Consider the following 22047-nt stretch of genomic DNA (forward strand, 5'->3'; position numbering starts at 1 on the left):
ACAGCTCCCGGTGTGCGCGCTGGAGGTCGCTCACGACGACCCTGGTGTTGCTCTCGCCAATGACACGCAGGCCCCTCACGCGGCCTGGGTGGCCTCGCCAGGAGATGCGCCGCTCGAGGTGTCCTGGGAGTGCGCAGGCTGAGGGGCGCCCTGTGCTACGTTGCCGCGTTCGTCGATTCCCCGTTTCACTGGGATTCGCCGATTTCAGCTGACACGGAGGAAACATGTTCTCTTCGATGGGTCGAATCAAACGAGTGTCCGCGCGGATTTCGCTCGCCGCCCTGCTGCTCGGGCTCGCGGTGTTCCTGCCCGGCGAGGCCGGAGCGCAGACGTGGCAGACGCTGCTCGATGATGGCTCCGCGCTCGCGTCATGGAGCCACATGAAGGCGTTCGATGACGGCAGCGCGGCTGTGGTCTCCCGAGACTATCTCCCGGGGTACACGGGCGCCGGCGTCTTCTTCCGCACGCTGCAGGGCGGCTCCTGGTCCGCGCCGGCACGCATCGACGGGGGACTGCCGACCTACAACGGCCGCACCGCGGAGGTGATGGGGCGGGTCTTCGTGGGTTCCGCCAACAAGAGCTCGCTCGGCGCGGCGCCGGTGGTGGTGGTCATCACCGCCCGGTATTCACGCACCATCCTCGACGCGGACGGCCAGCTGTACGCGCTCTTCGCGAAGCGCTGGAATGGATTCGCATGGAGCGCCTGGACGCGCATCACCCCGGTGGGGATGGTCAATGACGTCAGCGCCGACGTCGATGGCCAGGGGCGGGTCTGGTACACCTGGAACGACGGCGACAACCTCACCCCCGGGCAGTACCGACTGTCCTCGTATGATTTCGCGGCCGGTTGCTCCGGCGCGGTCCATACGCTCGACGCCGCGTCGCGGACCCTGACCTGGCGCAGCACGAGTCTGGTGATTGCTCCGGATGCCATCTGGGTGACGTACCGGGCTCCGGATGGAATCTACGCGCGGCGGCTCGCCAATCAGGGGGCAGGCCCGCTCGGTCCGAGGCTCACGGTGCAGTTGGGATTCCCGTCCGGGCAGATGTCGGCCTGGGTCGACGGGACGTTGTGGGTGACCACGGACAGTCCGCTGCGCCTGTATCGGATGAGCACCACCGGGTCGTTCATCCAGGAGCCGACTCCGGGGCTGGCCTCCTATTACGAGGAAACGGAGTCGTCGATCGAATCGGTTGATCATTATCTGCCCGTGGTCGCGCAGCGGCCGGGGAGCGGGCTGGTGTTGCTCGCGGTGCGCCAGTATCACTTCGAGGACTGGATCAACCCGGGGAACGACTTCGACGAGAGCTCGCTGGTGGCGGTGGAGCGTTCGTCGGCGGGGGTCTGGTCGGGGCCGGCGACGCTCGACCCGGACGAGAGCTGGTCGGAGATCGGAAACGCGGCGTCGACGAGCGCGGCCGGACTCTTCATCGGGGGCACGAAGTCGAGCGGCGGCTTGTTCGTCCTCCGGCGGCTTCCGTAGAGGGAAGCCGCTTCGAGGGATGAATTCAGGCGCTTCCATGCGCCCCGTCGGCGAATGCAGCACCCGGGGTTTGAAGTGGGAGCTGCGGGAGGTGGCCCCGGCACGAGGGCCACCTCCCGCGACGCACCATGGGGCGCCTGTCCTTCCCCTGCTCATGCTCCGCGTCCCTAGATGTCCTCGCAGTCCAGGAGCGTCGTGGACGCAAGGGCCACAGGGGTACACGGAGCGCGCGCCGCCGTGCTCACACTCGACGTTCCACTCCTCACCGTAGACGGCGAGGAAGCGCTTCGTCAGCGCAATGGCAATGGGAGGGCCTGACGATGGCGATTTCCTCCGGAGCCGTGCGGGAGCCCCGGCCGCCGGACGGCAGCGCCGCGAGGCGAGGGGGCCGCGGACGCCCTTCCAGGGCGAGGGCCGTCGACGCGAACGCGTGGACGCGCTTCAGTGAGGAAACGCCGGAGCGCTGGGTGCAGCGGGCTCCCTACTCGCCGGACGTGCCCGACCGGGAGGCGGGGGGACGTGTGGTTTTCGGGCACCGCACCTGCCATCCGCCGGAGGGATGACAGGGCTCGGTTCGTTGCTCGAGCGAAGGCGGGAGCGACTCCCAGCCGTCTGGATTGAACACGAGGTAGTCGAACTCGGGGGGCTGCTCCAGCTGGCCCACCTGGTAGAGCCGCAGGGGGTGCGCGGTGCGAAGCAGCGCCACCGCGGCCGCGGGATCGACGATGACGCGGGCGTGCTCGGGAATCCAGTCCAGGTGCGAGGCCTCTCGCGAGTCATCGCGCCAGGCGCGGGGAACGTCGCGCGATGGGAGGTGGGTCGCGAGAGAGAGCGAGAGCCAGCCGAGCAGGAGCAGCACGGGCGCGGACAGGGCGAGCTGCCTCCAGCGAGGCGCCAGGTCCACCAGCGAGACCGCGGCGGCGATGAAGGAGATGAACCCGGTGAGGATGCTGTAGTAGCCGAGGGGGCGATACATCTCCGGGTAGCCGGCGGCCCAGACGATTGCGAGGAATGGGAGCGCGGTGGCGAGCACTGCACGACCGCGCCGGGTGAAGAGGCCCAGGCCCAGGGACGGCAGGAGGAGGACCGCGGTGAAGAGGAGCTTGCGGCCCAGGACGGAGGGAGAGAACAGCGTGTCCAGGGTCGCGAGCTTGTCCAGGTGGTCGAAGTGCTTGCCCACGAGAAGAGGCTGGAGAAAGAAATAGCCAGCGAAACCGAGAGCCCCCAGCAGCGCCGTCACGCCATAGGCCCGGCGCGCCGCGGGTGCGGTCTCGGCGGAATGAAAGGAATCATGGGCGAGGATGGCCACGCCCGAGAAGGACACCATGAAGAGGAAGAGGCTCTCCTTGCAGCTGGCGCTCAGGCAGAGGACCACGGCGGAGGCGATGAAGCGCCCCCGGAGCCAGAAGAGGAAGGTGAGCCCGATGAAGGGCAGCGCGTACGTCTCGTCATGGATGCCCCAGAAGAGCTCCGGGCGGAGGACGGGACTGAGCATCGCGACGAGCAGCAGGGTGATGGCGCCCGTGGGCGGGACGCCCACCTGTCGCATGATGAGGTGGAGCGAGAGGAACGCCACCGCGACCCCGGCGACGTGGACGAGGATGGCGGCCGTGGCTGCGGAGAGGCCGGCGGCGGTGAGCGCGGCGGGCAGGTAGAGCACGGGCACGAAGTGGTGCCAGAGGAAGTTGCGCCACTCGGGACCGATGAGGGAGGAGAGCGGCGCGCCCCGCCGGGCCATGCTGTCCACCACCTGGGTGAAGATGGCGAAGTCGATGCCATGACGCCCCAGCCGCACCTTGGCGAGCTGGTGGGCGAGCATCATGAGCACGTAGAACACCGCGACCCCGGCGATGACGAGCCGGTGGGAACGCGGGAGCTCCAGGGGACCGAGGCGGCGCAGCCGTGGGCTCGCAATCAGCCCGAGCAGCACCAGGCCTCCGGCGATACGGGCTGCATCGAAGACGAAGACACCCGCGAGCCACGCGAGAGGCACGGCCAGGAAGGCGGCGAGGAATGCGAGGGGGGTGAAGGCGGGGAGACGTCGCATCGGGACGTCGTTCCTACCAGGAATCTCCGCTGAGAGTGGCGCCCCTTCTCGGGTCGCCCACGCCGAAGGTTTCGTGCGCAGTTCCGTTCCCAGGGCCCGAACAACACCGCAAGGGCAGTTGAATCAGACGAGCCGCCGGATGGACGTCGACGTGCAGTGGATGAGCCCCTGGTCTCGGCTTTCCGGTCCGGGTGCGCATAGAGTGGGTGCATGCTCCGTCCCGCCTGTGTGCTCCTGCTAGCCTTGGTGTTCTCGGCCGTGGGCTGTGGCCGCGCGGGCCCGGGGAACGAGGAGGACGACGTCCCGGTCCTCACCTTCCCCGTGGGCGCGGAGGTGCTCGTGTCCGTTGGCGAGTGCCTCGTGGGCGCCCCTCCGCTGAGGGTCTGCCCGGACGAGGACGTCGCGACGCTGGTCAGCGTCTCCATGTCAGGTGACCGCATCGAGCTCGGGGAGCAACGGGTCGAGGCCGGCGCCGCGCTCATCCGCATGAGGGCGAAGGCCGAGGGAAGGGGGAAGCTCACCGTCGAATACCTCGACCCGCGCGGCACTTCCCACACCGTGGAGGCCTGGTTCCAGGCGATGACCGTCACGGACACGCGGGTCTCCGTCCACTGCGACGAGTTCGGCTATCGAGCCGTCCATCCGGTCCCCGCGGGCAGCCGCTTCAACTTCGACCTCCATGCGAGCGCTGGAGACACGTCGCTGACGGTGGGCGACCTCTCGCTGGTCGATGCGCCGGGCTTCGTGCTGAAGCAGCAGGTGGACGGGAAGGGCGAGGCCCTCGCACCCGCCGAGCCCGGAAGGTACTCCTGGGCGCTCGTGGGCGGTGACACCCTGGAGTTCCTCGTCTACGCCCCGGAGCTGCTGGACCTCACGTTGACCGAGGAGCCCGCACGCGCGAAGCAGCCGCGGGCCATCGTCCTGGGGACCACGGCGGGAGGGCACTCCGTCTGTATCCATGACCGCGGTGTGAAGGCGAATGTGACTGTGACGGGGGAGCAGTGTGCGCCGGTCCTGTCGGGCGTGGAGATTGCCGGCCCGCTGTCCCTCGGCCTCGCGGGCCGTGCCTTCCGGTTCGAGCTGGTGGGCCGGGAGACGTGCGACGTGGACGCGCGGCTCGGAGATGGGCGTGGCCTGACGCGCTCGTTCTCCGCGGGCGGCGTGGAGGAAGGCCCTCCCCCCGTTCTCGGGTCGGTGATTCCGGATGGGGGGACGGAGCTCGTGGCGGAGATTCTTCGCGGCGGCGAATGTCCCAGCAGTGTCTCCGACGGAAGGTGCGAGTACCCCTGGTTCCTGGATGGGGACTGCTACATCGACTCCGACTGGCGCATCGAGCATCGCGACCCCACTCCCGACGGAGGGGTGCTGGGCGAGGACGAGCTCGTAGGGGTGGGGCTCACGACGAAGCTCCTGCTCTCGCTGGAGCTGGGCTTGTCGCCGGTGCCCATCTCCCTGGGGCCGCCGCAGAAGCTCACCTTCCAGCAGGACCCCGCGTGGGATTGGACGGTCTTCCCGCCCGGGCCGAGCGCGGGCCTGGCCCTCCAGGGCGGGACCTGCGTGGGCTCCAAAATGGTGATGACCGTGAAGCCCCTGGCCGAGGGCACGCACGGCTTGAGCTTCCGCGCCGACAACCTCGACGACAAAGGCGAGCTCGACGTCGAAGCCCGGAAGGTGGACCGCATCGCCTATACCCTGCGCACCGAGGCCGGGAGTCCGGCGCAGCGGACAGCCTCGGTGGAGCTGTTCGTCCACTCGAAGGCGACGGTGGCGGCGAGCTACACGCGCGCGAGTGGCACCGTGCTCCATGGCATCGCCCCGCTGCGCGTCGCGACCGACACCCCCGAGGCCCGCTCCAGCGTGAGCGCTCCCGATGCCCTGGCCTCCGGGGCGGTGCCGCACACGCTGACCGTGTCGTCTGCCCTCGGGGCGGACACCCTGACCATCCAGGTGCGAGATGCCATGGCCATCACGGACATCCGGGGCCTGGAGGCGCAGACCCTGTCCGCGGGCACGGCGAAGTGCGTGGCGGCGCTCGCTCCACTGGGAGTGGGCGGCGTGGTGATTCTCGGGAAGCCTCCCACCCGACCGCGCGTGGCGCTCAGCGGTGACTCGCTGGTGTTCAGCCGGAAGTCCTTCTCCGACGGCCTGTGTCTGGAGGGCATCGCGCCGGGAAGCTCGACCGTTCGCCTCACCTGGGGCTCGGCGACCGTCGAGCGCGCGTGGACGGTCGTTCCCGCATCACCCTGAGAATCACGGGAAAAACCTTCCTCGGCTTCGAGCGTAGAAGTCGAGACACGAGGAGGGGACACGATGAGCGCCCGACGAAGCCTGGTGATTGCGACACTGTTGGTGGCAACCAGCCCCGCGCAGGCGGCGAGCGCGGTCGCCATGGCCGACGACATGACGTACGGCTACAGCTTCAACCAGCCGACCCAGGAAGCAGCGGAGCGCGCCGCGCTGAAGTCGTGCCAGCGGCGCACGCGGCGTGCCTGCCAGGTCCACGTCTCTTGCGACGGCCCCGGCTTCGGCGCCATCTCGTTCAGCCGGAAGGCGGGCGGGCACACGCGGGCTCTCGGCGCGTCGTGTGGCGCGTCGAGCACCGAGGACGCGTACGTGTCGGCGGTCCAGAAGTGCAACAGCAGCGATGCCGGGAAGTGCGGCTGGCCGCGCATCGGCTGGAATGACCGGTTCGGCGAGGCGGCGGAGCATGCAGAGGGGAGCTCGCGATGAGGTGCGCACTCCTTCTCGTCTTGATGGCTGGCTCGGCGGCCGCGCAGGAGCGAAGAACGATTGAAGTCGGGCAGACGACCTGCATCCAGGTCCGCCGCGCGGTCAAGAGCTCGACGGTGCGCGTCGAGCCTCCCGAGGTCGCCCAGGCCCGGTTCGATACCAACCTCAACAGACTGTGCATCGACGGCCGGCACCACGGAGAGGCGCGGGTGACGTTCACCGGGACATACCGGCGAATCGTGGTTGGCAGCGAGCTGCGCGAGGAAGGGCTGCCCTTCGAGCACTCGGCGGCGGTCCGTGTGTTGCGGCCGAGTCCCGACGTCCGCGAGATTCCCAGGGCCTATGCGCTCGAGCGCGGACAGGTGCGCCGGGCGCAGCTCAGCGTCTTCCTCGGGCCGGAGTTCTCCAGGACCGCTCACGAGGACGACCGGTGGCGCGCGGTCAATGTCGAGGTCGACCGGCCGGGCATCGCCAACGTGAGGACGACTGTCGACCGCCACGGCCGACTGATGCTCGAGGTGACTGGCGACGGCGGCGGCAACGTGCGGGTGAGTCTCAAGGGCGAGCGGCGCGTGCACGGAGACTGGCAGCAGGTGGTGCGCGTGCTCAACGTGGTCGTTTCGTGAGCGCGTCGCGCCGGTCGCCCGGACTTCCCCTCGTCATCAAATGACGTCCTCGCCCACCAACCGGCGGATGCCCTGGAGCTTGTCGGGATTGCGCGTGATGTAGATGGCGACGATGCGGTCCTCCTCGATGGCGAACGCGGTGGTCTGCAACACGCCATCCGGCCCCACGCTCACGATGGCCGGCAGTCCGTCGATGAGGCCCTCGTAGACGAGCCGCGAGGCGTTCAGCCCGAAGCGCTCCCGCAGCCCGTTGAAGAAGCGCAGGACCTTGTCCGCTCCGTAGATGGGGTTGGGGGCAGCCTTCACCTTGCCTCCGCCGTCGGTGTACGTGACGACGTCCTGGGCGAGCAGTGCCTGGAGCGCCTGGAGGTCGCCACTCCGGGACGCGGTGAAGAACGCCGAGGCCAGCTCGCGGCCCTTGCCTTCCGACACCGGGAAGCGGGGCCGGGCCTCGCGCACGTGGCTCCTTGCCCGGCTGGCGAGCTGACGGCAGGCCGCGGGATCGCGGTCGATGGCCCGCGCCACCTCGTCGAAGTCCATGCCGAACACGTCATGCAGCAGGAACGCGGCCCGCTCCAGAGGGGACAGGCGCTCCAGAGCCATCATCAGGGTCAGCGTCAAGTCGTCACCCTCCACCGCTTCGACGATGGGCTCTGGGAGCCAGGTCCCCACGTACTGCTCGCGCTGGACGCGGGCGGACTTCAGGACGTCGAGGCACAGGCGCGACACCGTGCGGACGAGCACGGCCTCGGCATCTCGCACGACGGTGCGGTCCGTCTGGTGCCAGCGCAGATACGCCTCCTGCACCACGTCCTCCGCCTCCGCGACACTGCCCAGCATCCGGTAGGCGATGCGGAGCAGGCGCGGGCGGAGCGGGTCGAAGGCGTCCTCGGGAGTCACCTCAGGCGGCTTCACTGCGCGGGGACACCGGATGGATGGACTGGAAGCCGACGGAAATCCGGTTCCAGGTGTTGATCATCCCGATGAGCAGGGTCAATTTCACGCTCTCCTCCTCGCTGAAGTGTGCCCGCATCGCAGCATAGTCAGCATCCGGCGCGTGAGTCTGGGAGACGAGCGTCAGGGCCTCGGTCCAGCCCAGGGCCGCCCGCTCGCGGTCGGTGAAGAGGGGCGACTCCCGCCAGGCGGACAGCAGGTAGATGCGCTCCTCGGTCTCTCCGTGCTTGCGGGCGTCGAGGGCGTGCATGTGGATGCAGAAGGCGCAGCCGTTGAGCTGCGAGGCGCGGATCTTCACCAGCTCCGTCAGGCTCGTCTCGAGCCCGCTGCCCTGGACCTTCCCTGAGAAGTCGAGCATCTCCTTCATCAGGGCCGGTGCGGCGGCAAAGGGATTCATCCTGGCCTTCATGGGTGTGGCTCCGTTTTTCGGGGCAGGAACATCCTGTCCGCCCCTGGGACGACTCACCCATGGCGCGTGTGACATGGCCATTTCGGAGGGATTTTCCCCCTCCGAGCACGGTGGCCTTTCGCGGGCGCCCCCCTGCTACACACTGGGGCGGATGGGGGACACCAGGTGCCCGGGCAGCGAGCCTTCGAGCGCCAGCCGCCGGCGGTAGCGCAGGTGGCGCAGGCGGGTGAGCTGCACCAGCGGCGACCACACCTTGTGCGTGAGGCGGTGGCGGATGAGGAAGCGCCACAGGAAGTTGCTGCGCTTGTAGAGCAGCGCCATCGCCAGGTACGGCAGCACGGCGCTGGCCTGGCGGGGCCTGCGCGCCCAGATGGAGGAGAGCGAGAAGAGCCGCCGGTAGAGCCACGCATAGCCGGCCTCCAGCTCCTCGGGGCTCATGTGCCTGGGGCGGAAGACACAGTGCGCCGTGTCGTAGAGAGACCAGTCCTGGTGCAGCAGTCGCCCCTCGGCCTCCATGCGGCGGAACAGCGGCGTGTTCGGATAGGGCGTGAGGATGTGGAAGGTGGCGCACTCCATGCGGGTGGCTTCTATCCAACGCGCCAGGTTCTCGAAGACCTCCGGCCTGTCGTGGTCGAAGCCCAGCACGAAGCTGCCATTCACCTGGATGCCATTGCGGTGGAACACCTCCACCCGGCGCGCGTAGTCCTCGGCGCGCGGGCTCTTCTTTCCCGCCGCGCGGATGTTGTCGTCGGTCAGGCTCTCGAAGCCGATGAAGACCCCCGTGCACCCGGCGAGCGCCATCTCCCGCACCAGGGAAGGCTCGTCTGTCACATCCAGGGTGACGGCGGCGCTCCAGATCTTCTCCAGCGGCGCCAGGGCCTGGCACAGCTCGCGCAGGTAGCGGCGGCTCGAGCCGAGGTTGTTGTCCACGAAGACGCCATAGGGCGCGCCCGTGGAGCGGAAGTCCTCGGCCACCTGGGCCGGGGTGCGCATCTGGTACTTGATGCGCGTGTCACCGGTGGCCAGGTAGCAGAAGTCACACCGGTTGTGACAGCCCTGCGTGGCGATGAGCGAGGCGGGGGTGAGAAAGCCGTAGTCCGGCAGGATGCGCCGGTCCGGAGGAGGGTCGGCGGCGTAGTCGCGGTACTCGGCGCCGTAGCGGGGCTTGAGCTCCCCGCGCTCGATGTCCCGCAGCATCCGCGGCCAGACGGGCACGCCGTTGCCCACGCAGAGGGAGTCCGCGTGCGCCTGTACCTCGTCGGGGCAGGAGAGGGCGTGCAGGCCGCCCATCACCACGATGCAGCCGTGCGCCTTGAACCAGGCGGCCAGCGCATAGGCCCGCTGGGCAAAGGTGAGGTGCACGCTGATGCCCACCACCTGCGGCACCTCCTCCATGGGCGGGGCGCCTTGCAGCAGGTTCTCATCCCAGTAGCGCACGCGCCATTCGGGTGGCGTGGCTCCGGCGAGGCTGGTGAGCGCGAGCGTGGGCGTGAGCACGTGCTTGCCGAAGCTCGCGTTCACGTCCTTGGGATAGAAGGGATTCACCAACAGCACCGTGCGCGGTACCGGGGTGCCCTTCCGCGCAGGGGGCAGCACCGGGGCCACCTGCATCGGGTCCGGCGGTCTGACAGGCCTCGCATCCATCCGCTTCCTCCAGGGGAGATGACGGGGAGCAGGGTACGGACCGCCAGTCAGGGATTCGGGGGGCCCCGGGTGAGCGGTCGCAAGACGAGGCTGAGCCGTCACTCCGCTCGGGTGGGAGCCTCCGGGGGGGCGATGACGAGCGTGGGCGCGGTGCCGTGAGCGACGGCAGGGAGCGAAGCCCTCCGGCCCGAATGGGTGAGGGAAACGTCAGCCAGGCCCCGTTCGCCGCAGCGGAGGCCCCGTTCGCTGCACGGAGCTGCCGGCTGGCTGAACGGGCCGCACGGGCCGCTGGCGGACAGGCACAGTGCCCCGCAGCACCCACAACAGAGGACCCCATCAAGAAGCAGCCCGTCATGATGGCTCACCCGACCAGGCCCCGAATGCCTAGAACGCTCTTTTCCATTGCATTGCTTTTCATCGCCGCCTCGCCCGCATTCGGGCAAACGCACGGTGTAGACGTCGGCGGGGAGATCGACCGGATCTTCTCCAACTACAACGCATCGACTCCTGGGGTCGCGGTGGCGGTCGTCAAAGACGGGAAAGTGGCCTTCAAGAAGGGCTACGGAACGGCCAATCTCGAGCTCGGCGTGCCGATCACCACGAAGACGGTGTTTCAGCTCGGCTCGGTCTCGAAGCAGTTCACCGCTTTCGCGATCTACCTTTTGGAGAAGCAAGGCAAGGTCTCGCTCGAGGATGACGTCAGGAAATACATTCCGGAGCTACCGGCCTACGGCAAACCGGTAAGGATAAAGCACCTGCTCGCACACACGAGCGGCATCAAAGACCAGGCCGCGGTGATGAGCCTGGCCGGGTGGCATTCCGTCGACGTCACCACGACGGAGCAGGTCATCAGGATGTTGAGCCGGCAAAAGGAGTTGAACTTCGAGCCCGGCAGCCAGTTCCTGTACAGCAATTCCGGCTACACGCTGCTGGCGGAAATCGTCAGGCGAACGAGCGGGCAGTCGTTCGTCGCGTACACGAAGAAGCACATCTTCGAACCGCTCGGGATGAACGACACGCAGTTCTACGACGACTACGAAACGCTCGTCCGGAATCGGGCGGACTCCTACGAATTGGACGGCGGCACCTACAAGAAAAAGTCCGTGAACAACTCGGTCGACGGCCCCTCAAACGTCTACACCACCGTGGAGGACATGGCGAAATGGGTGCTGAACTTCGAGAAGCCGGTCGTCGGCGATGCCGAGCTGATACGCAGGTTCGAGGAGCCGTCATTGCTCAACAACGGCGAGCGGGTCGTTTACGCGGTCTCCGATGGCAACCCGGGCTACCACGCGAAGGGGCAGATCCTCTGGAACGAGAGGAACGTCAAGCGTTACAGCCATGGCGGGCATGCGGCCGCGTTTCGATCTTTTCTCGGGCGCTTCCCCGAGCAGCGACTGGGCGTCATCGCGTTGAGCAACGACGAACATTACCTGAACGCGGTCACCAGCTTGAAGATCGCGGAGCTCTACCTGAAAGATCTTCAGCCTGCCCCCGTCCCGAACGCCGCGCCGGCTGAGAACAAGCCCACGGCAGCTCCGAATGCCAGCCTGAAGGATTTCGAAGGCAGGTTCTACAACGCCGAATTGGACACGGCGTACCGCGCGAAAGCCGCGAGCGGAAGATTGATCCTCTCCCACATCAGATACGGCGACATCGCCCTCAGCGACGCGGGGAAGGACAAATTCTCAGGCAGGATCGGATTTCCCGTCGAGATCGAGTTCGTCCGAAGCTCCAAAGGAACCGTCACCGGTCTCCGCATCTCGAACTGGGGAGCGAAGAACGTGAAGTTCGAGAAGGCAGCAGATTGATTGCGGCTCGGACTCGAACGCGCATCGAACGGCGCCAGCCGCGGGCGGAGCCGAGATGGAGGTGCGCCGGCCGCGGCTTTGGGTTAGAGCAGGGCTCCCATTCCGGAGACCCTCCATGACGATTTCCATGTCCTCGGCCAGCGTGCCGATTTTCGTTTCGATGCTCGGCAACCTCTCGAAGTGTCTGGGCAAGGCCCGGGCCCACGCGGACGCGAAGAAGTTCGACCCCAACGTGCTGGTGACGGTGCGGCTCGCGCCCGACATGCTGCCCTTCAAGACCCAGGTGCAGATTGCCTGTGACTCGGCCAAGTTCTGCGTGGCGCGCCTCTCCGGGACGGATGCGCCGAGCTACGAGGACAACGAGGCCACGCTGCTCGAGCTCGAGGAGCGCATCGCGAAGACCGTCGCCTACCTGGAGTCCGTGCCACGCGAGAAGCTGGACGGCACCGAGGAGAAGCAGGTCAGCGTGCCGAGGCGCGGCAAGGACCCGATGCTGTTCACCGGGGAGCAGTACCTGAAGCAATACGCCCTGCCGAACTTCTTCTTCCACGTGACGACCGCATACGCGCTGCTGCGCCACAACGGCGTGGACCTGGGCAAGGCGGACTTCCTCGGCGGGCGCTGAGCCCTCGGATGGGGCGCCCATCATCGCGGTGAGCAGGGACGCGCCCTGCTCCCCGCATGACAAGGACACGCGCCTCCCTGTTCCCGGCGCGCGGGAGCCCGGGCTGAGCGCGTGGGGGGCGCGGGCCCATGGCTTGAAGAGCTTCGCCTCCTTCCGTGAAGGACGACGCGAAGCCCCGGGCATGGCGTGGACAACACGCGCTCAGGGGCAGGTGGGCCCGAACTCCTCCACGGTCACCACCCACGTGCGGCTGTCCGCATAGGTCGGGTCGCCTCCTCCGTCCGGGCGGGGCCGCCGGGGCTGGGGCTCACGCCCGACGAGCTCCGCGTCGGCGGCGATGAGCTCCACGAAGTGGGTGCCCGGCGCCCTGAGCAGGCTGGTCGGCGCGCGAGGGATTTCGCTCCAGGAGATGCGCTCGGCGCGCAGCAGCTCGACGGTGGTGTTCCGCACCACCCCTTCCGCCACGAACACGTCATCGACGAACCAGCGATAGCGGATGTCGTCGTCGAGGTCTGGATCCTCGACCTGGGCGGAGAACTCGAGCGGCGCGCAGCCCTCCTCGGCGCGCACCCGCACCTCGGCGCCCTGGGGCCTCGCGTACTCCTCCACGAGGCGGGGAGGGCGGTTCTCGAAATAGTTGTCCTGCGTGAGAATGGGGCAGGCGGGAAGCGTCAGCAGCGCGAGCAGCAGCGCGGGAAGACGCGGCGAGGCGGGCCGGAAAGCCATGGTCAGAAGCGCATCCCGAGGCCGACGCTGGCGCCTCGCGCGCCAACGCTCAGCGTGGGGAGCGGGGAGGGGGAGGGGGCTGGCGCCTCGGGCTCGCGCAGGGCGGCCTCGGTGGCGCCCGCGAGCCACAGGCCGAAGAAGGCCGCGGTCGTGACGAGGTTCACCGTGCGCCAGGCTCGCATCCGCTCCTGGAAGGCGGGCTGGATGCCTCGCTCGATGACCACGTGCGGCCCGTCCTCGCGCTCCACCTGGATGGTCCGCCGGTCGAGGAGCGCGTGGTAGGTGAGGAAGGAGGTGATGCTGCCGAGCGCGAGCGTCCCCTCGGCCACCGCCAGCACCGTGCCCGCCGTCTTCCGGCCCTGCTGGAACTGGCCGGCGCCAAAGGGCAGCCAGACCACCAGGGGGCGATAGGCGCTCGCGAGGCGCGCGGCCTCGGTCGTGCGCTGCTGCTGCGCCTCGAGCGCCCGGGCGTGCTGTCGCTCCAGCTCGGCGCCGCGCTCGCGCTCGTGCTGGAGCGCGAGCTGCGCCTCCCGAAGGGCCTGTTCCTGACTCCGCGCCACTTGCAGCTCCGGCTCCATCGCCTTGCGCAGCTGCTCGAAGCGCCGCAGCACCGGGGGCGGGATGCTGTAGGGGTCGAGCGCGTGGTCGGGCACGAGTCGCAGCAAGGCGCGGAAGTGGGAGTCGGACCGGTCGTGCTCACCGAGGTTGAAGGCCGCGAGCGCGGCGAGCTGGTGCAGGTCGGGTTGCTCGGCCGGCGGCGCCTGGGTGAGCGCCTGCTCCGCGTCCCTCAGAACGTCCGCGAAGCGCCCATGCTCGAAGGCGCGCTGCACGGTGGGAAGCGCCACGGGGGCCGGGTCCGCATGCGCCAGTCGAAAGGCTGCGAGCAGAGTCGCCACGCCGAGTGCGCGGGCGAGCCGTCGGAAGGACATGGTGCGCCCTTCTATCGGTTCGAAGTCCGTCCAGTCCACTCGCGAATCCAGGCGGGCGCCTTCTGACAGGCCTGTCGCGGTCTCGGCGGCGCGGCCAGCTCCGCAACCGGAGAGCGGGGCAAGCCCAGACCTCCATCCCCGCCTCTCGCGCAGTTCAACTCGATGCGCGCCTCCCTCACGCACTGGGAGGCGCGCATCAGGGACTCAGTACACCACCACCGAGGCGTAGACGCTGGTGCCGTTCGTATAGGCCACCAGGGCGCCGCCGTTCGACGGGAGCGCAGCGACTGCTGGCGCGGCGCCTGGCCCCACCGTCCTGGCATCCGTGTTCAGGATGGTGGCCGCCCCCACGAGCATCCGGTCCAACTGGATGTTGCCCGTTTCCCGCTGGGAGGCGATGTAGCCGTTGCCGAGCGCGTCCGCGTCAATCGTCCGGAAGGAGCCGGGACCGACGTCCGTGGGCAGGCCCGGCACCTGGGTGCTCGTCCCCGGCGCTGACATCGGGATGACGTCCACGTTGTCGTCCCCGAAGGAGCCCGTGGCGTAGATGAAGCCGTTGGAGCCCGTCCAGTCCGAGAAGTAGGCCTGCCCCGGCGGGGAGCTCTGCGGGCCGAAGGTGGTCCCCTGGTCGCTGCTGCGGCAGATGCGGAAAGAGGGGTCGTCGCTCACCGAGAAGACATCTCCGCTGATCTTGTCCACGATGACGTCGAAGAAGGCATTGTTCTGGGCCACGTCCGTCACGCTGAAGTCGTTCGCGCCTCGCGCGAAGTTCCGGAGGACGCGCACCCCCGCGGAGCCTCGCGAGACGGAGATGTAGAGGGCGTCGCCCCTGGAATCCAGACTGACGGTAGGGTTGGCCGCCGAGCCGAGGGCTCTCGGCGCCTCCCAGGTTGCTCCCGAGTCGACGGTCCGGGTGAATACCACCGTGCCCGCGCTGGTGGCCGCGACGTAGGCGACGCCAGTGGGGCCGCCTTCAATCGCGACTTCAGCCGCGTTGGTGATGCCCAGGGGCGTGGGCCCCACCCAGGTGTGGCCACGGTCCTCGCTCACGCTGACATGGACCTCGCTACCGCACCTCATGACGGCGTAGAAGCGCCCCAGTGCATCCACCGCCACCTTGCGCCCCGTGTTCGTGGTGGCCGTGGTGCAGTTCAGCGTCCCGCTGATGAGCGTGGGGGGCACATTCGTAAAGGCATCCAGTTGGCACGTGGCGTCGCAGCCATCCCCGGGGGTCGTGCCGCCATCGTCGCACTGCTCTCCCGCAATGCTGTCGACCAGGCCGTCGCCGCACACTTCCACGCCCTGGCAGTCCGCTCGGCAGCCGTCTCCCGCGACGCGGTTGCCGTCGTCACACACCTCACCCGAATCGACGGAGCCGTCGCCGCAGACAGGCGGCCCCCGGACGGTGATGGTGACCGTGGCGGTATTGGAGGCAAGCGCGCCGTCGGTGGCCGTGAAGGTGAACGCGTCCGCCCCCTGGAAGTCAGCGGCCGGCGTGTAGAGCACCTGGGCGCCCGTCCCGGACAGGGTTCCGTTGGCGGGAGCCGTCACGGTGAACGTGAGCGCATCCCCGTCCACGTCCGTGGCCGTCAACGAGATGGGCGTCGACGTGTTGTAGTTCACCGTCACCGTGGCGGAGGCGGCCACGGGCGCGTCGTTGACCGGAGTCACGGTGACCGTGAAGGTGGCCGTTGCCTGCTTCCTGCCGTCGGAGACCGTCACCTGGAAGGTGTCCTCTCCGTTGAAATTCGCGTTCGGGGTGTACGTCACCGCTGCCCCCGAGAGCGCGAGCGTTCCATGGCCAGGCGTGGTGTAGGAGAAGGCAAGCACGTCGCCATCCGGGTCCGTCGCGGAGATGGTGATGTTCACCGAGGTGTCCTCGGCGGTGGTCGCGTCGACGTCCTCGACCGTGGGCGCTGAGTTGTTGTCGCAAACGCTCGGCTGTCCCGTGCAGGTGTAGCCCGGCTCCACCTGGCAGACGCTGTTGCAGCCATCTCCGGAGAGCGGGTTGCCGTCATCACAGATTTCGACCCCGGCCAGCACCCCATCACCACAGATGGGTCGCAGCGACGTCTCCACCGCATCTACCAGGTAGATCGCGAGCGCGCCCCGCAGGCGCACGTAGCGATAGGGCTTGTTGCCCGGGTACGTCGCGACCGCGACATGGGTCCCCATGCCCAGCTCCACCAGGTGCAACGCGCTGGAGCCGATGAGGGTCCCATCCGCCTTCAGGAAGTCCACCTGGGCTACCAGCGCCAACGACAGGCCATGGTAATAGACGCGCAGGTCGCCGGTGCCTTCCTCGCCCGCGCCCAAATCCAACACCAGCGCCGCGTTGAGCAGGCCCAGGAGCGTCGCCGCCTGTCCATCCGGCGCGCCCAGCGCCGCGCTCGCGTTGAGCACCGCCGCCGTGGTGCCGGACGCCACCGCGTCCGCATGCGGGTCCCACGTCAACGAGGCTTCCTGCCGCTCAAGCGTCAACGCCCCGTTGTCCTCTTGCGCCCCCCCATCCTCCGGGGCCTCCACACCACACGCTCCCAGGGACAAGGTCAGCGTCAGGCCCAGTCCCCACGACAACAGCACTCCAAAACGGCTTCGCATCGTTTGTATCCCCTGAGATGGGCGTGGCCCGGTTCCGTAGACAGGTCGGTGACGCGGCCAGCCTCTTCGTTGTGGCCACCCGCTCGAACTCAACTGGGCTGACGTAGCCCAGGGAGGAATGGCGCCGCTTCCGGTTGTAGAGCACCTCCATGTACTCGAACAGCGCGCGCTTCGCCTCTTGAGTCTTGAAGCGGGTGACGTAGACGAGCTCCAGCTTCAGGGTGAGTGCACTCAATCAGTCAACGCAATTGCTGCTGCAACCTGGCTGCTGGAGTGGTGAACTCCAGGGTCTTGCGCGGCCTCCTGGGCTTGTTCTGCTTCTCCTCGTTCGCGGACATCCCGTGCTCCCTCCATCACATCTCGGGTGTCCACGGAGCTGGGCTACTCCCACCCCGGAGGCAGGCCTTCGGCACAGTCAGGGACTTGCACAGCCGGGGGCCCAGCGTCCGTCGATGTGGGGACCGTGCCAGCGGAAGGTGTAGCGGCCGGGCAGGGTGGGCACGAAGTAGAGCAAGGCTTCCGCTCCGCTCTTGCGCTGCGACTGGAGCGCGATGGCGCTCCGGAGGTACGCCGGCGAAGGGCAATACAGCGGGCCCTGGCGCGGCACGGACTCAAACTCGCAGAACCAGCGAGCGTCGGCCCCTTCCACCGCGATGCAGCGCTCGCCCTCGGGAGGCGAGTCCTGACGGGGGCCCTGGTCCGTCTTCAGGTGGAGGCGGACGCCTGGGCCCAGCACGGCCCAGAAGCCCTGGGTCTCTCCACCGGGCCACTCCGCCCGCACGAGGACGAACCCCTGCAGCGGGGTGCCGACCTCGAAGCCCCCGGTGCGCGGCGCCCAGCCGGAGACCTCCTGCCCGTCCACCCAGAGACGCGGAGGCGCGGCACCGTCCACGGTGAAGAGCGCGGGGGCCTTGCTCCCCTCGGGGGGCGCCCGGGCCACGAGGTCCAGCGCCGCGGCCTCCTTCGGGCGGAGCCGCTTGGTGAGCAGCAGGGAGCGCAGGGCGCTCTGGACACTCCCACTGAGCTCCTGCCTCTGGGTGGTCAGGAGCGTCACGGCGGCCGCACGCTGGCGCGCTGGCGAGTCGCCGCGAGCCAGGAGCGCGAGGAGCAGGTCCTGCCAGGCCATTGAGGGACGCGGACGCGTCAGGGTGTTCCAGGTGCGCTCGGACGTCCCGTGGGCAATGGGCAGGTCGAACTCAAAGGGCCGCGAGAGCTCCTCTGCGAAGAGGCGCGCCTGGGGCCGTCCGGCCTCGCGGTGCCAGGCGACGGCGAGCCGCGGGATGCCGGTGAGCAGGAGGGTCTCGGTCTTGTCGCCAGCGGACAGCCGGAGCTCCACCCGCCAGGGCCCTTCGAGCTCCAGCGCACCCTCCTCGGCGGTGGGAGCCTCCGGATGGGAGAAGCGCGGCGTGAGACAGGCGCCGGGCTCCAGGGAGAGCGACGCGGTGAGCTGGAATGGCTCGGGCACGGCCAGCCGGAGCTTCCAGGCGCCTGGGGAGCGCGGTGGCGCGAGATAGCGTCCCTCCCTGCCGGACCACGAGAGCTGTTCCCAGTCGAGCGCGCCGACGATGCCGGCGGCCTCCGGGCCGAGACGACTCCGAGCCCAGCGAACAAGCGCGGCCTGGGAGGGAATGCCTTCGTCGCCAGGAGTGCCCTCCGCGGGCTCGCACGTCGTGTCCGTGTCCGCGGCGGGAGCGGCGGTGAGCAGGGCCAGCAGGAGGAACAGGGGCACCGGGGACGCGCCTCGCCAGAAGAGTTGAACCGCTCACAGGGTACTACCGCGTCCAATCGCCGGATTCATGGCAAAAGCAGAAATAAATAACTTTCGCGGCTTCCTGGCCGGTAGTAGCCGCGAAGGTACTGGCGGGTGCGCCCTCGGGGGGGCGCCCGGAGGGCCCTCCATGGCGAGAACGACGCTGACACCCCTCCTGGTGCTGCAGGCCTGCACCGGGGGAGGGGTGGACGAGCCGCTGGCTCCGGAGCCGTACCTGGGAGACACCGCATGAGAAGCCCCCTTTCCCTCGCCCTGGCGCTCACGCTGGGCCTGTCCACGCCTGTGCTCGCCCAGACGTGGAATCCCGCCGACGTGCTCGGTCCCGACGGCATCGTCTATCCGGACTGGACGCGGTCCGGCGTGCCCGGCGGCATTCCGGGCGCCTTGCCCGCGTGCGGCGCCATCACCAGTCATGGCGCCGTGGCCGATGACGGCCGCGACGACACGGCCGCGCTCGAGGCCGCGGCGGAGGCCTGCGCGCAGGCGGGTGGGGGCGTGGTGAGCCTCCCGGCGGGCACGTTCCACCTGGACCGGCCGGCGTTCATCCGGCGCTCCAACGTGGTGCTGCGCGGCGCGGGCCGGAGCGCGACGAAGCTGGTCTTCCGCTTCGCTCCGCCGTCCAACGACGTCGCCTTCTTCCTTCCGCCCGGCATCTCCAACCAGACGCTGGCGAACAACCACTGGCTGGAAATCCACGCGGACCCCAGAGAGCTCCAGCGCCTCACCATCAAGGCGGGCGGGCAGGTCGTCACGCAGAAGCTGCGCTCCAGCGGCCACTGGGGGGCGTCGTTCTCCCTGCGCACCAGCGGCGCCTCCCTGGCCGCGAAGGCGGGCCATGGCACCGGCAGGCAGGTCGTCGCCGAGGCCGAGTATCCGGGCGGCGTGGTCCGCACCCGGACGCTCACCGTCACCCTGGAGAACCGCAGCGACGCCAACGCCATCCCCGGCGCGGGGCATCTGAGCGCCATCAACTTCCTCGGCACGGGCCGCACGGGCAGCACCTTCCTGCTCGACGTGAGCGGCCTGCGCGGGGACACCCAGGTGACGCTGCCGCCCGGCCACACGGTGGTGGCCGGCGACTTCCTGGAAATCTTCGCCCCGGCGACGCCCGCGTGGAACGCGGAGGTCCGCAACGCCTGCACCACGAGCACGAACTTCCGCCGCTACCAGGTGAGGGCCACTTCCGTCAGCGGCCAGGTCGTCATGCTCAACCAGCCGCTGCGCATCGACTTCCCCAAGGCGGATGGCAGCTATGTGCAGAAGATGGTGCCGCTCACCGGCAACGGCGTGGAGGACCTGTCGCTGGAGCAGACGAACGACGTGTGGACCAGCGGCATCCTCTTCGCCTGGTCCTGGGGAAGCTGGGCGAAGAACGTGCACGTGAAGAAGGCGGGCCGCTTCCCGCTCTACTTCAATCCCGGCAAGTTCTGCGAGATTCGCGACAGCGTCTTCGACGATGCGTGGTTCAAGGGCGACGGCGGCACGGCATATGTCGGCTTCGAGTACGCCTATGACTGTCTGATGGACGGCGTCACCACGTACAAGATGCGCCACGCGCCGCTGGTGCAGTGGTCGGCGGCGGGCAACGTGGTGCGGCGCAGCACCTTCGTGGACAGCGATGCGCAGTGGCACGCCGGCTGGACGAACGAGAACCTCTTCGAGCAGGTCACCGTGGAAGCCAACCGCGGCCACGGCGCCTATGGTTACGGCATGTGGGCCTCGCCGCCGGAGGACACCGCCCACGGACCGAACGGACCGCGCAACGTCGTCTACAACTCCGACGTGACCTCACCGAAGGCCGGGGTCTGGCTCGGGGGCATGAACCGTGGCTGGGTCTTCGCCTACAACCGCATCCATGCCGACACGGGCGTGGGCGTCTTCGCCAAGGACAACAGCGGAGGCCACGTGCTCGCGGACAATGTCTTCGTCCTCGGGGCGGCCGGCTCCGGCGTGCGGCTGGAGACGTCCGACTGCACCGGCGTGGCGCTCACCGGCAACCACTTCCAGGGCCTGACCGGGCCGGCGGCCCTCTCCAGCGGCCAGGCCGCCCCTTCCGTGCTGCGGGACAACACCACGGCCGACACCTTCGCCCGGGCCGGCTTCACCAACCCCGGCTTCGAGAGCGGCTGGACGGGCTGGACGCTGGAGGCGAGCGACAGCGGCATGAGCGTGCTGTCCGCCTCCGCGGCCCGCACCGGCGGCAGCGGCCTGCGCGTGACGGATGGCAGCTCCACGCTGGGCTCCAGCGTGCTGTCCCCTGCCTTCCCCGTGCAGCCCGGCGGGGTGTACGGCGTGCGCTACTGGCAGCGCATCCTCAGTGGCGGCAGCGGGGGCATGGGCGTCTACCTGCGCTTCTACGACGCGGGTGGCCGGGAGCTGGCGGGTTACCCTCACAGCCTCGCCTCCGGGAGCAACTGGCAGCAGGTGCTCCACCGCGACACCGCGCCCGCCGGCTCCGTGACGGCGCGCTTCTGGCTGCACTCCTATTCCCACGGAGTGCTGACGGTGGACTTCGATGACTTCGAGTTCGGCGCGCTGCCCCATGAGCTGCCCGATGGCGGCTTCGAGACAGGGCTGAGCCAGTGGGACGCGAGCGGCGACAATGGCATGAGCATCGCGTCCGGCTCCGCCGCGCACAGCGGTGCGCAGGGGCTGCGGGTGAGCGATGCCAGCACCTCGCAGGGTTCCTCGCTGGCCTCGGTGCGGTTCCCCGCCTTGCCGGGCTGGACGTACCAGGTGCGGTACTGGGCGCGGCAGACGTTGGGCAGCGGCATCGCCGTCTATCTCCAGTTCTTCGATTCCAACCAGCAGCAGCTCGCGTCCCCGCTGAAGCAGCTTCCCTCCGAGCCCGGCTGGCGGGAGTACACCCTGCGGGCGGACGCCCCGGCCGGCACGGCCTTCGTGCGGGTATGGCTCCACTCGTACGCGGCCGCCCAGGTGACGGCCGACTTCGATGACCTGGTCTTCGCGGCGCTGCCGCCCCGGCCCCGCCCGGCCGTCGCCTCCCTCTTCGAGTGGCAGCGCAACCCCGTCTTCCCGCTGGCCAACCCGGGCTTCGAGTCCGGGCTGGCTGGGTGGAACGTGTCCGGGGACCTGGGACAGAGCGTGGCCACCACCGCCGCGGCGCGCTCGGGCGCCGCGGGCCTGCGGGTGACGGACACCTCCACCTCGGGCCAGGGCTCCTCGGCCTGGAGCGAGCCGTTCTTCGTGCAGCCGGGCAGGAGCTACCGCGTGGCCTTCTGGAGCCGCCTCGTCTCCGGCAGCGGCCTGGGCGTGTACCTGCGCTTCTACGACGCCTCGGGCGCGGAGCTCACCGCGGCCTCGGGCAACCTCACGGTGCCGGCGGGCACGACGGCCTGGCGGGCCTTCCAGCTCGACAGGTCCGCGCCCGCCAACGCCGCCACTGCCCGCATCTGGATTCACAGCTACATCGCGAACGTCGTCACCGCCGACCTGGACGACTTCTCGTTCCAGCGGCTGTGAGCCCGGCCTCCGCTCTGAACGCTCCCAGCCATGGCACGCGCTGGGCCCACCTGCTGGCGGGGCGCAGCACGAGAAGGTCGCGGTAGAGCACCCGCGGCCCTCTCAGGTGGCGGTTGGCTGCTAGCGCCGCCAGCCGCTTCGTCATCGGCACGCGGCGGTTCCATCCTCCCTTGGGCACGGTGACGTGGCCTCGCCACGATACCCGCC

General features: G+C 69.1%; 15 protein-coding genes and 1 pseudogene. 7 read left to right on the forward strand and 9 right to left on the reverse strand.

Translation table 11 applies throughout. The features are described 5' to 3' along the window. Positions 1-224: 224 nt before the first annotated feature. A complete protein-coding gene (locus ACX9TP_RS20865; protein WP_482981477.1) occupies positions 225-1484 on the forward strand; it encodes a hypothetical protein in 1260 nt (419 codons plus the stop codon). Positions 1485-1965: 481 nt separating this feature from the next. Here the strand turns inward: ACX9TP_RS20865 and ACX9TP_RS20870 are convergent, their stop codons facing one another. Then, positions 1966-3531 carry a DUF2079 domain-containing protein gene (locus ACX9TP_RS20870; RefSeq protein ID WP_482981478.1) on the reverse strand — a complete coding sequence of 522 codons (1566 nt, stop codon included), beginning with the start codon at positions 3529-3531 and terminating at the stop codon, positions 1966-1968. Positions 3532-3741: 210 nt separating this feature from the next. On the opposite strand from ACX9TP_RS20870, the gene ACX9TP_RS20875 reads away from it, so the two are divergent. The 3 genes from ACX9TP_RS20875 (at position 3742) to ACX9TP_RS20885 (ending at position 6887) form a co-directional block, all read left to right on the forward strand. After that, positions 3742-5778: a hypothetical protein gene (locus ACX9TP_RS20875; RefSeq protein WP_482981479.1), complete on the forward strand. Its 2037-nt coding sequence runs from the start codon at positions 3742-3744 to the stop codon at positions 5776-5778. A 63-nt stretch (positions 5779-5841) separates the two neighbouring features. Further along, positions 5842-6261 (forward strand): DUF4189 domain-containing protein, encoded by a 420-nt coding sequence (locus ACX9TP_RS20880; RefSeq protein WP_482981480.1) that lies wholly within the window; start codon positions 5842-5844, stop codon positions 6259-6261. Continuing rightward, positions 6258-6887: a hypothetical protein gene (locus ACX9TP_RS20885; RefSeq protein WP_482981481.1), complete on the forward strand. Its 630-nt coding sequence runs from the start codon at positions 6258-6260 to the stop codon at positions 6885-6887. The genes ACX9TP_RS20880 and ACX9TP_RS20885 overlap by 4 nt, the downstream gene beginning before the upstream one ends. 36 nt (positions 6888-6923) lie before the next feature. Here the strand turns inward: ACX9TP_RS20885 and ACX9TP_RS20890 are convergent, their stop codons facing one another. The 3 genes from ACX9TP_RS20890 to ACX9TP_RS20900 form a co-directional block, all read right to left on the reverse strand. Next, positions 6924-7787 (reverse strand): sigma-70 family RNA polymerase sigma factor, encoded by an 864-nt coding sequence (locus tag ACX9TP_RS20890; protein ID WP_482981482.1) that lies wholly within the window; start codon positions 7785-7787, stop codon positions 6924-6926. Position 7788: 1 nt separating this feature from the next. Next, a complete protein-coding gene (locus ACX9TP_RS20895) occupies positions 7789-8250 on the reverse strand; it encodes a carboxymuconolactone decarboxylase family protein (RefSeq protein WP_482981483.1) in 462 nt (153 codons plus the stop codon). A 135-nt stretch (positions 8251-8385) separates the two neighbouring features. Beyond that, positions 8386-9894 carry a B12-binding domain-containing radical SAM protein gene (locus ACX9TP_RS20900; RefSeq protein WP_482981484.1) on the reverse strand — a complete coding sequence of 503 codons (1509 nt, stop codon included), beginning with the start codon at positions 9892-9894 and terminating at the stop codon, positions 8386-8388. A 353-nt stretch (positions 9895-10247) separates the two neighbouring features. On the opposite strand from ACX9TP_RS20900, the gene ACX9TP_RS20905 reads away from it, so the two are divergent. Further along, a complete protein-coding gene (locus ACX9TP_RS20905; protein WP_482981485.1) occupies positions 10248-11705 on the forward strand; it encodes a serine hydrolase domain-containing protein in 1458 nt (485 codons plus the stop codon). A 115-nt stretch (positions 11706-11820) separates the two neighbouring features. Continuing rightward, positions 11821-12330: a DUF1993 domain-containing protein gene (locus tag ACX9TP_RS20910; protein ID WP_482981486.1), complete on the forward strand. Its 510-nt coding sequence runs from the start codon at positions 11821-11823 to the stop codon at positions 12328-12330. Between the two features lie 201 nt (positions 12331-12531). Here ACX9TP_RS20910 and ACX9TP_RS20915 read toward each other — a convergent pair whose 3' ends face one another. The 5 genes and pseudogenes from ACX9TP_RS20915 to ACX9TP_RS20935 form a co-directional block, all read right to left on the reverse strand. After that, the gene (locus tag ACX9TP_RS20915) at positions 12532-13056 is read right to left on the reverse strand and encodes a hypothetical protein (protein WP_482981487.1); all 525 of its coding nucleotides are present in this window, start codon (positions 13054-13056) and stop codon (positions 12532-12534) included. A 2-nt stretch (positions 13057-13058) separates the two neighbouring features. Beyond that, a complete protein-coding gene (locus ACX9TP_RS20920) occupies positions 13059-13985 on the reverse strand; it encodes a hypothetical protein (protein WP_482981488.1) in 927 nt (308 codons plus the stop codon). Positions 13986-14189: 204 nt separating this feature from the next. Then, positions 14190-16586, reverse strand: coding sequence for an Ig-like domain-containing protein (locus tag ACX9TP_RS20925; RefSeq protein ID WP_482981489.1), 2397 nt, complete (start codon positions 16584-16586; stop codon positions 14190-14192). 79 nt (positions 16587-16665) lie between these two features. Then, positions 16666-16809, reverse strand: a pseudogene (locus tag ACX9TP_RS20930) (IS3 family transposase); the annotation flags it as partial. A gap of 192 nt (positions 16810-17001) precedes the next feature. Further along, positions 17002-18315 (reverse strand): hypothetical protein, encoded by a 1314-nt coding sequence (locus ACX9TP_RS20935; protein ID WP_482981490.1) that lies wholly within the window; start codon positions 18313-18315, stop codon positions 17002-17004. Positions 18316-18585: 270 nt separating this feature from the next. Here ACX9TP_RS20935 and ACX9TP_RS20940 point away from each other — a divergent pair, with 270 nt between their 5' ends. Next, entirely contained in the window at positions 18586-21840 is a 3255-nt protein-coding gene (locus ACX9TP_RS20940) for a carbohydrate binding domain-containing protein (RefSeq protein ID WP_482981491.1), read from the forward strand. Positions 21841-22047: the final 207 nt, after the last annotated feature.

It is taken from the genome of Pyxidicoccus sp. M15, assembly GCF_056858435.1.

Excerpts from the sequence above, each read along its gene's own strand:
- ACX9TP_RS20865 (WP_482981477.1), top strand. The coding sequence starts at position 225 with ATGTTCTCTTCGATGGGTCGAATCAAACGAGTGTCCGCGCGGATTTCG.
- ACX9TP_RS20870 (WP_482981478.1), bottom strand. The coding sequence starts at position 3,531 with ATGCGACGTCTCCCCGCCTTCACCCCCCTCGCATTCCTCGCCGCCTTC.
- ACX9TP_RS20875 (WP_482981479.1), top strand. The coding sequence starts at position 3,742 with ATGCTCCGTCCCGCCTGTGTGCTCCTGCTAGCCTTGGTGTTCTCGGCC.
- ACX9TP_RS20880 (WP_482981480.1), top strand. The coding sequence starts at position 5,842 with ATGAGCGCCCGACGAAGCCTGGTGATTGCGACACTGTTGGTGGCAACC.
- ACX9TP_RS20885 (WP_482981481.1), top strand. The coding sequence starts at position 6,258 with ATGAGGTGCGCACTCCTTCTCGTCTTGATGGCTGGCTCGGCGGCCGCG.
- ACX9TP_RS20895 (WP_482981483.1), bottom strand. The coding sequence starts at position 8,250 with ATGAAGGCCAGGATGAATCCCTTTGCCGCCGCACCGGCCCTGATGAAG.
- ACX9TP_RS20900 (WP_482981484.1), bottom strand. The coding sequence starts at position 9,894 with ATGGATGCGAGGCCTGTCAGACCGCCGGACCCGATGCAGGTGGCCCCG.
- ACX9TP_RS20905 (WP_482981485.1), top strand. The coding sequence starts at position 10,248 with ATGATGGCTCACCCGACCAGGCCCCGAATGCCTAGAACGCTCTTTTCC.
- ACX9TP_RS20910 (WP_482981486.1), top strand. The coding sequence starts at position 11,821 with ATGACGATTTCCATGTCCTCGGCCAGCGTGCCGATTTTCGTTTCGATG.
- ACX9TP_RS20915 (WP_482981487.1), bottom strand. The coding sequence starts at position 13,056 with ATGGCTTTCCGGCCCGCCTCGCCGCGTCTTCCCGCGCTGCTGCTCGCG.
- ACX9TP_RS20920 (WP_482981488.1), bottom strand. The coding sequence starts at position 13,985 with ATGTCCTTCCGACGGCTCGCCCGCGCACTCGGCGTGGCGACTCTGCTC.
- ACX9TP_RS20925 (WP_482981489.1), bottom strand. The coding sequence starts at position 16,586 with ATGCGAAGCCGTTTTGGAGTGCTGTTGTCGTGGGGACTGGGCCTGACG.
- ACX9TP_RS20940 (WP_482981491.1), top strand. The coding sequence starts at position 18,586 with ATGAGAAGCCCCCTTTCCCTCGCCCTGGCGCTCACGCTGGGCCTGTCC.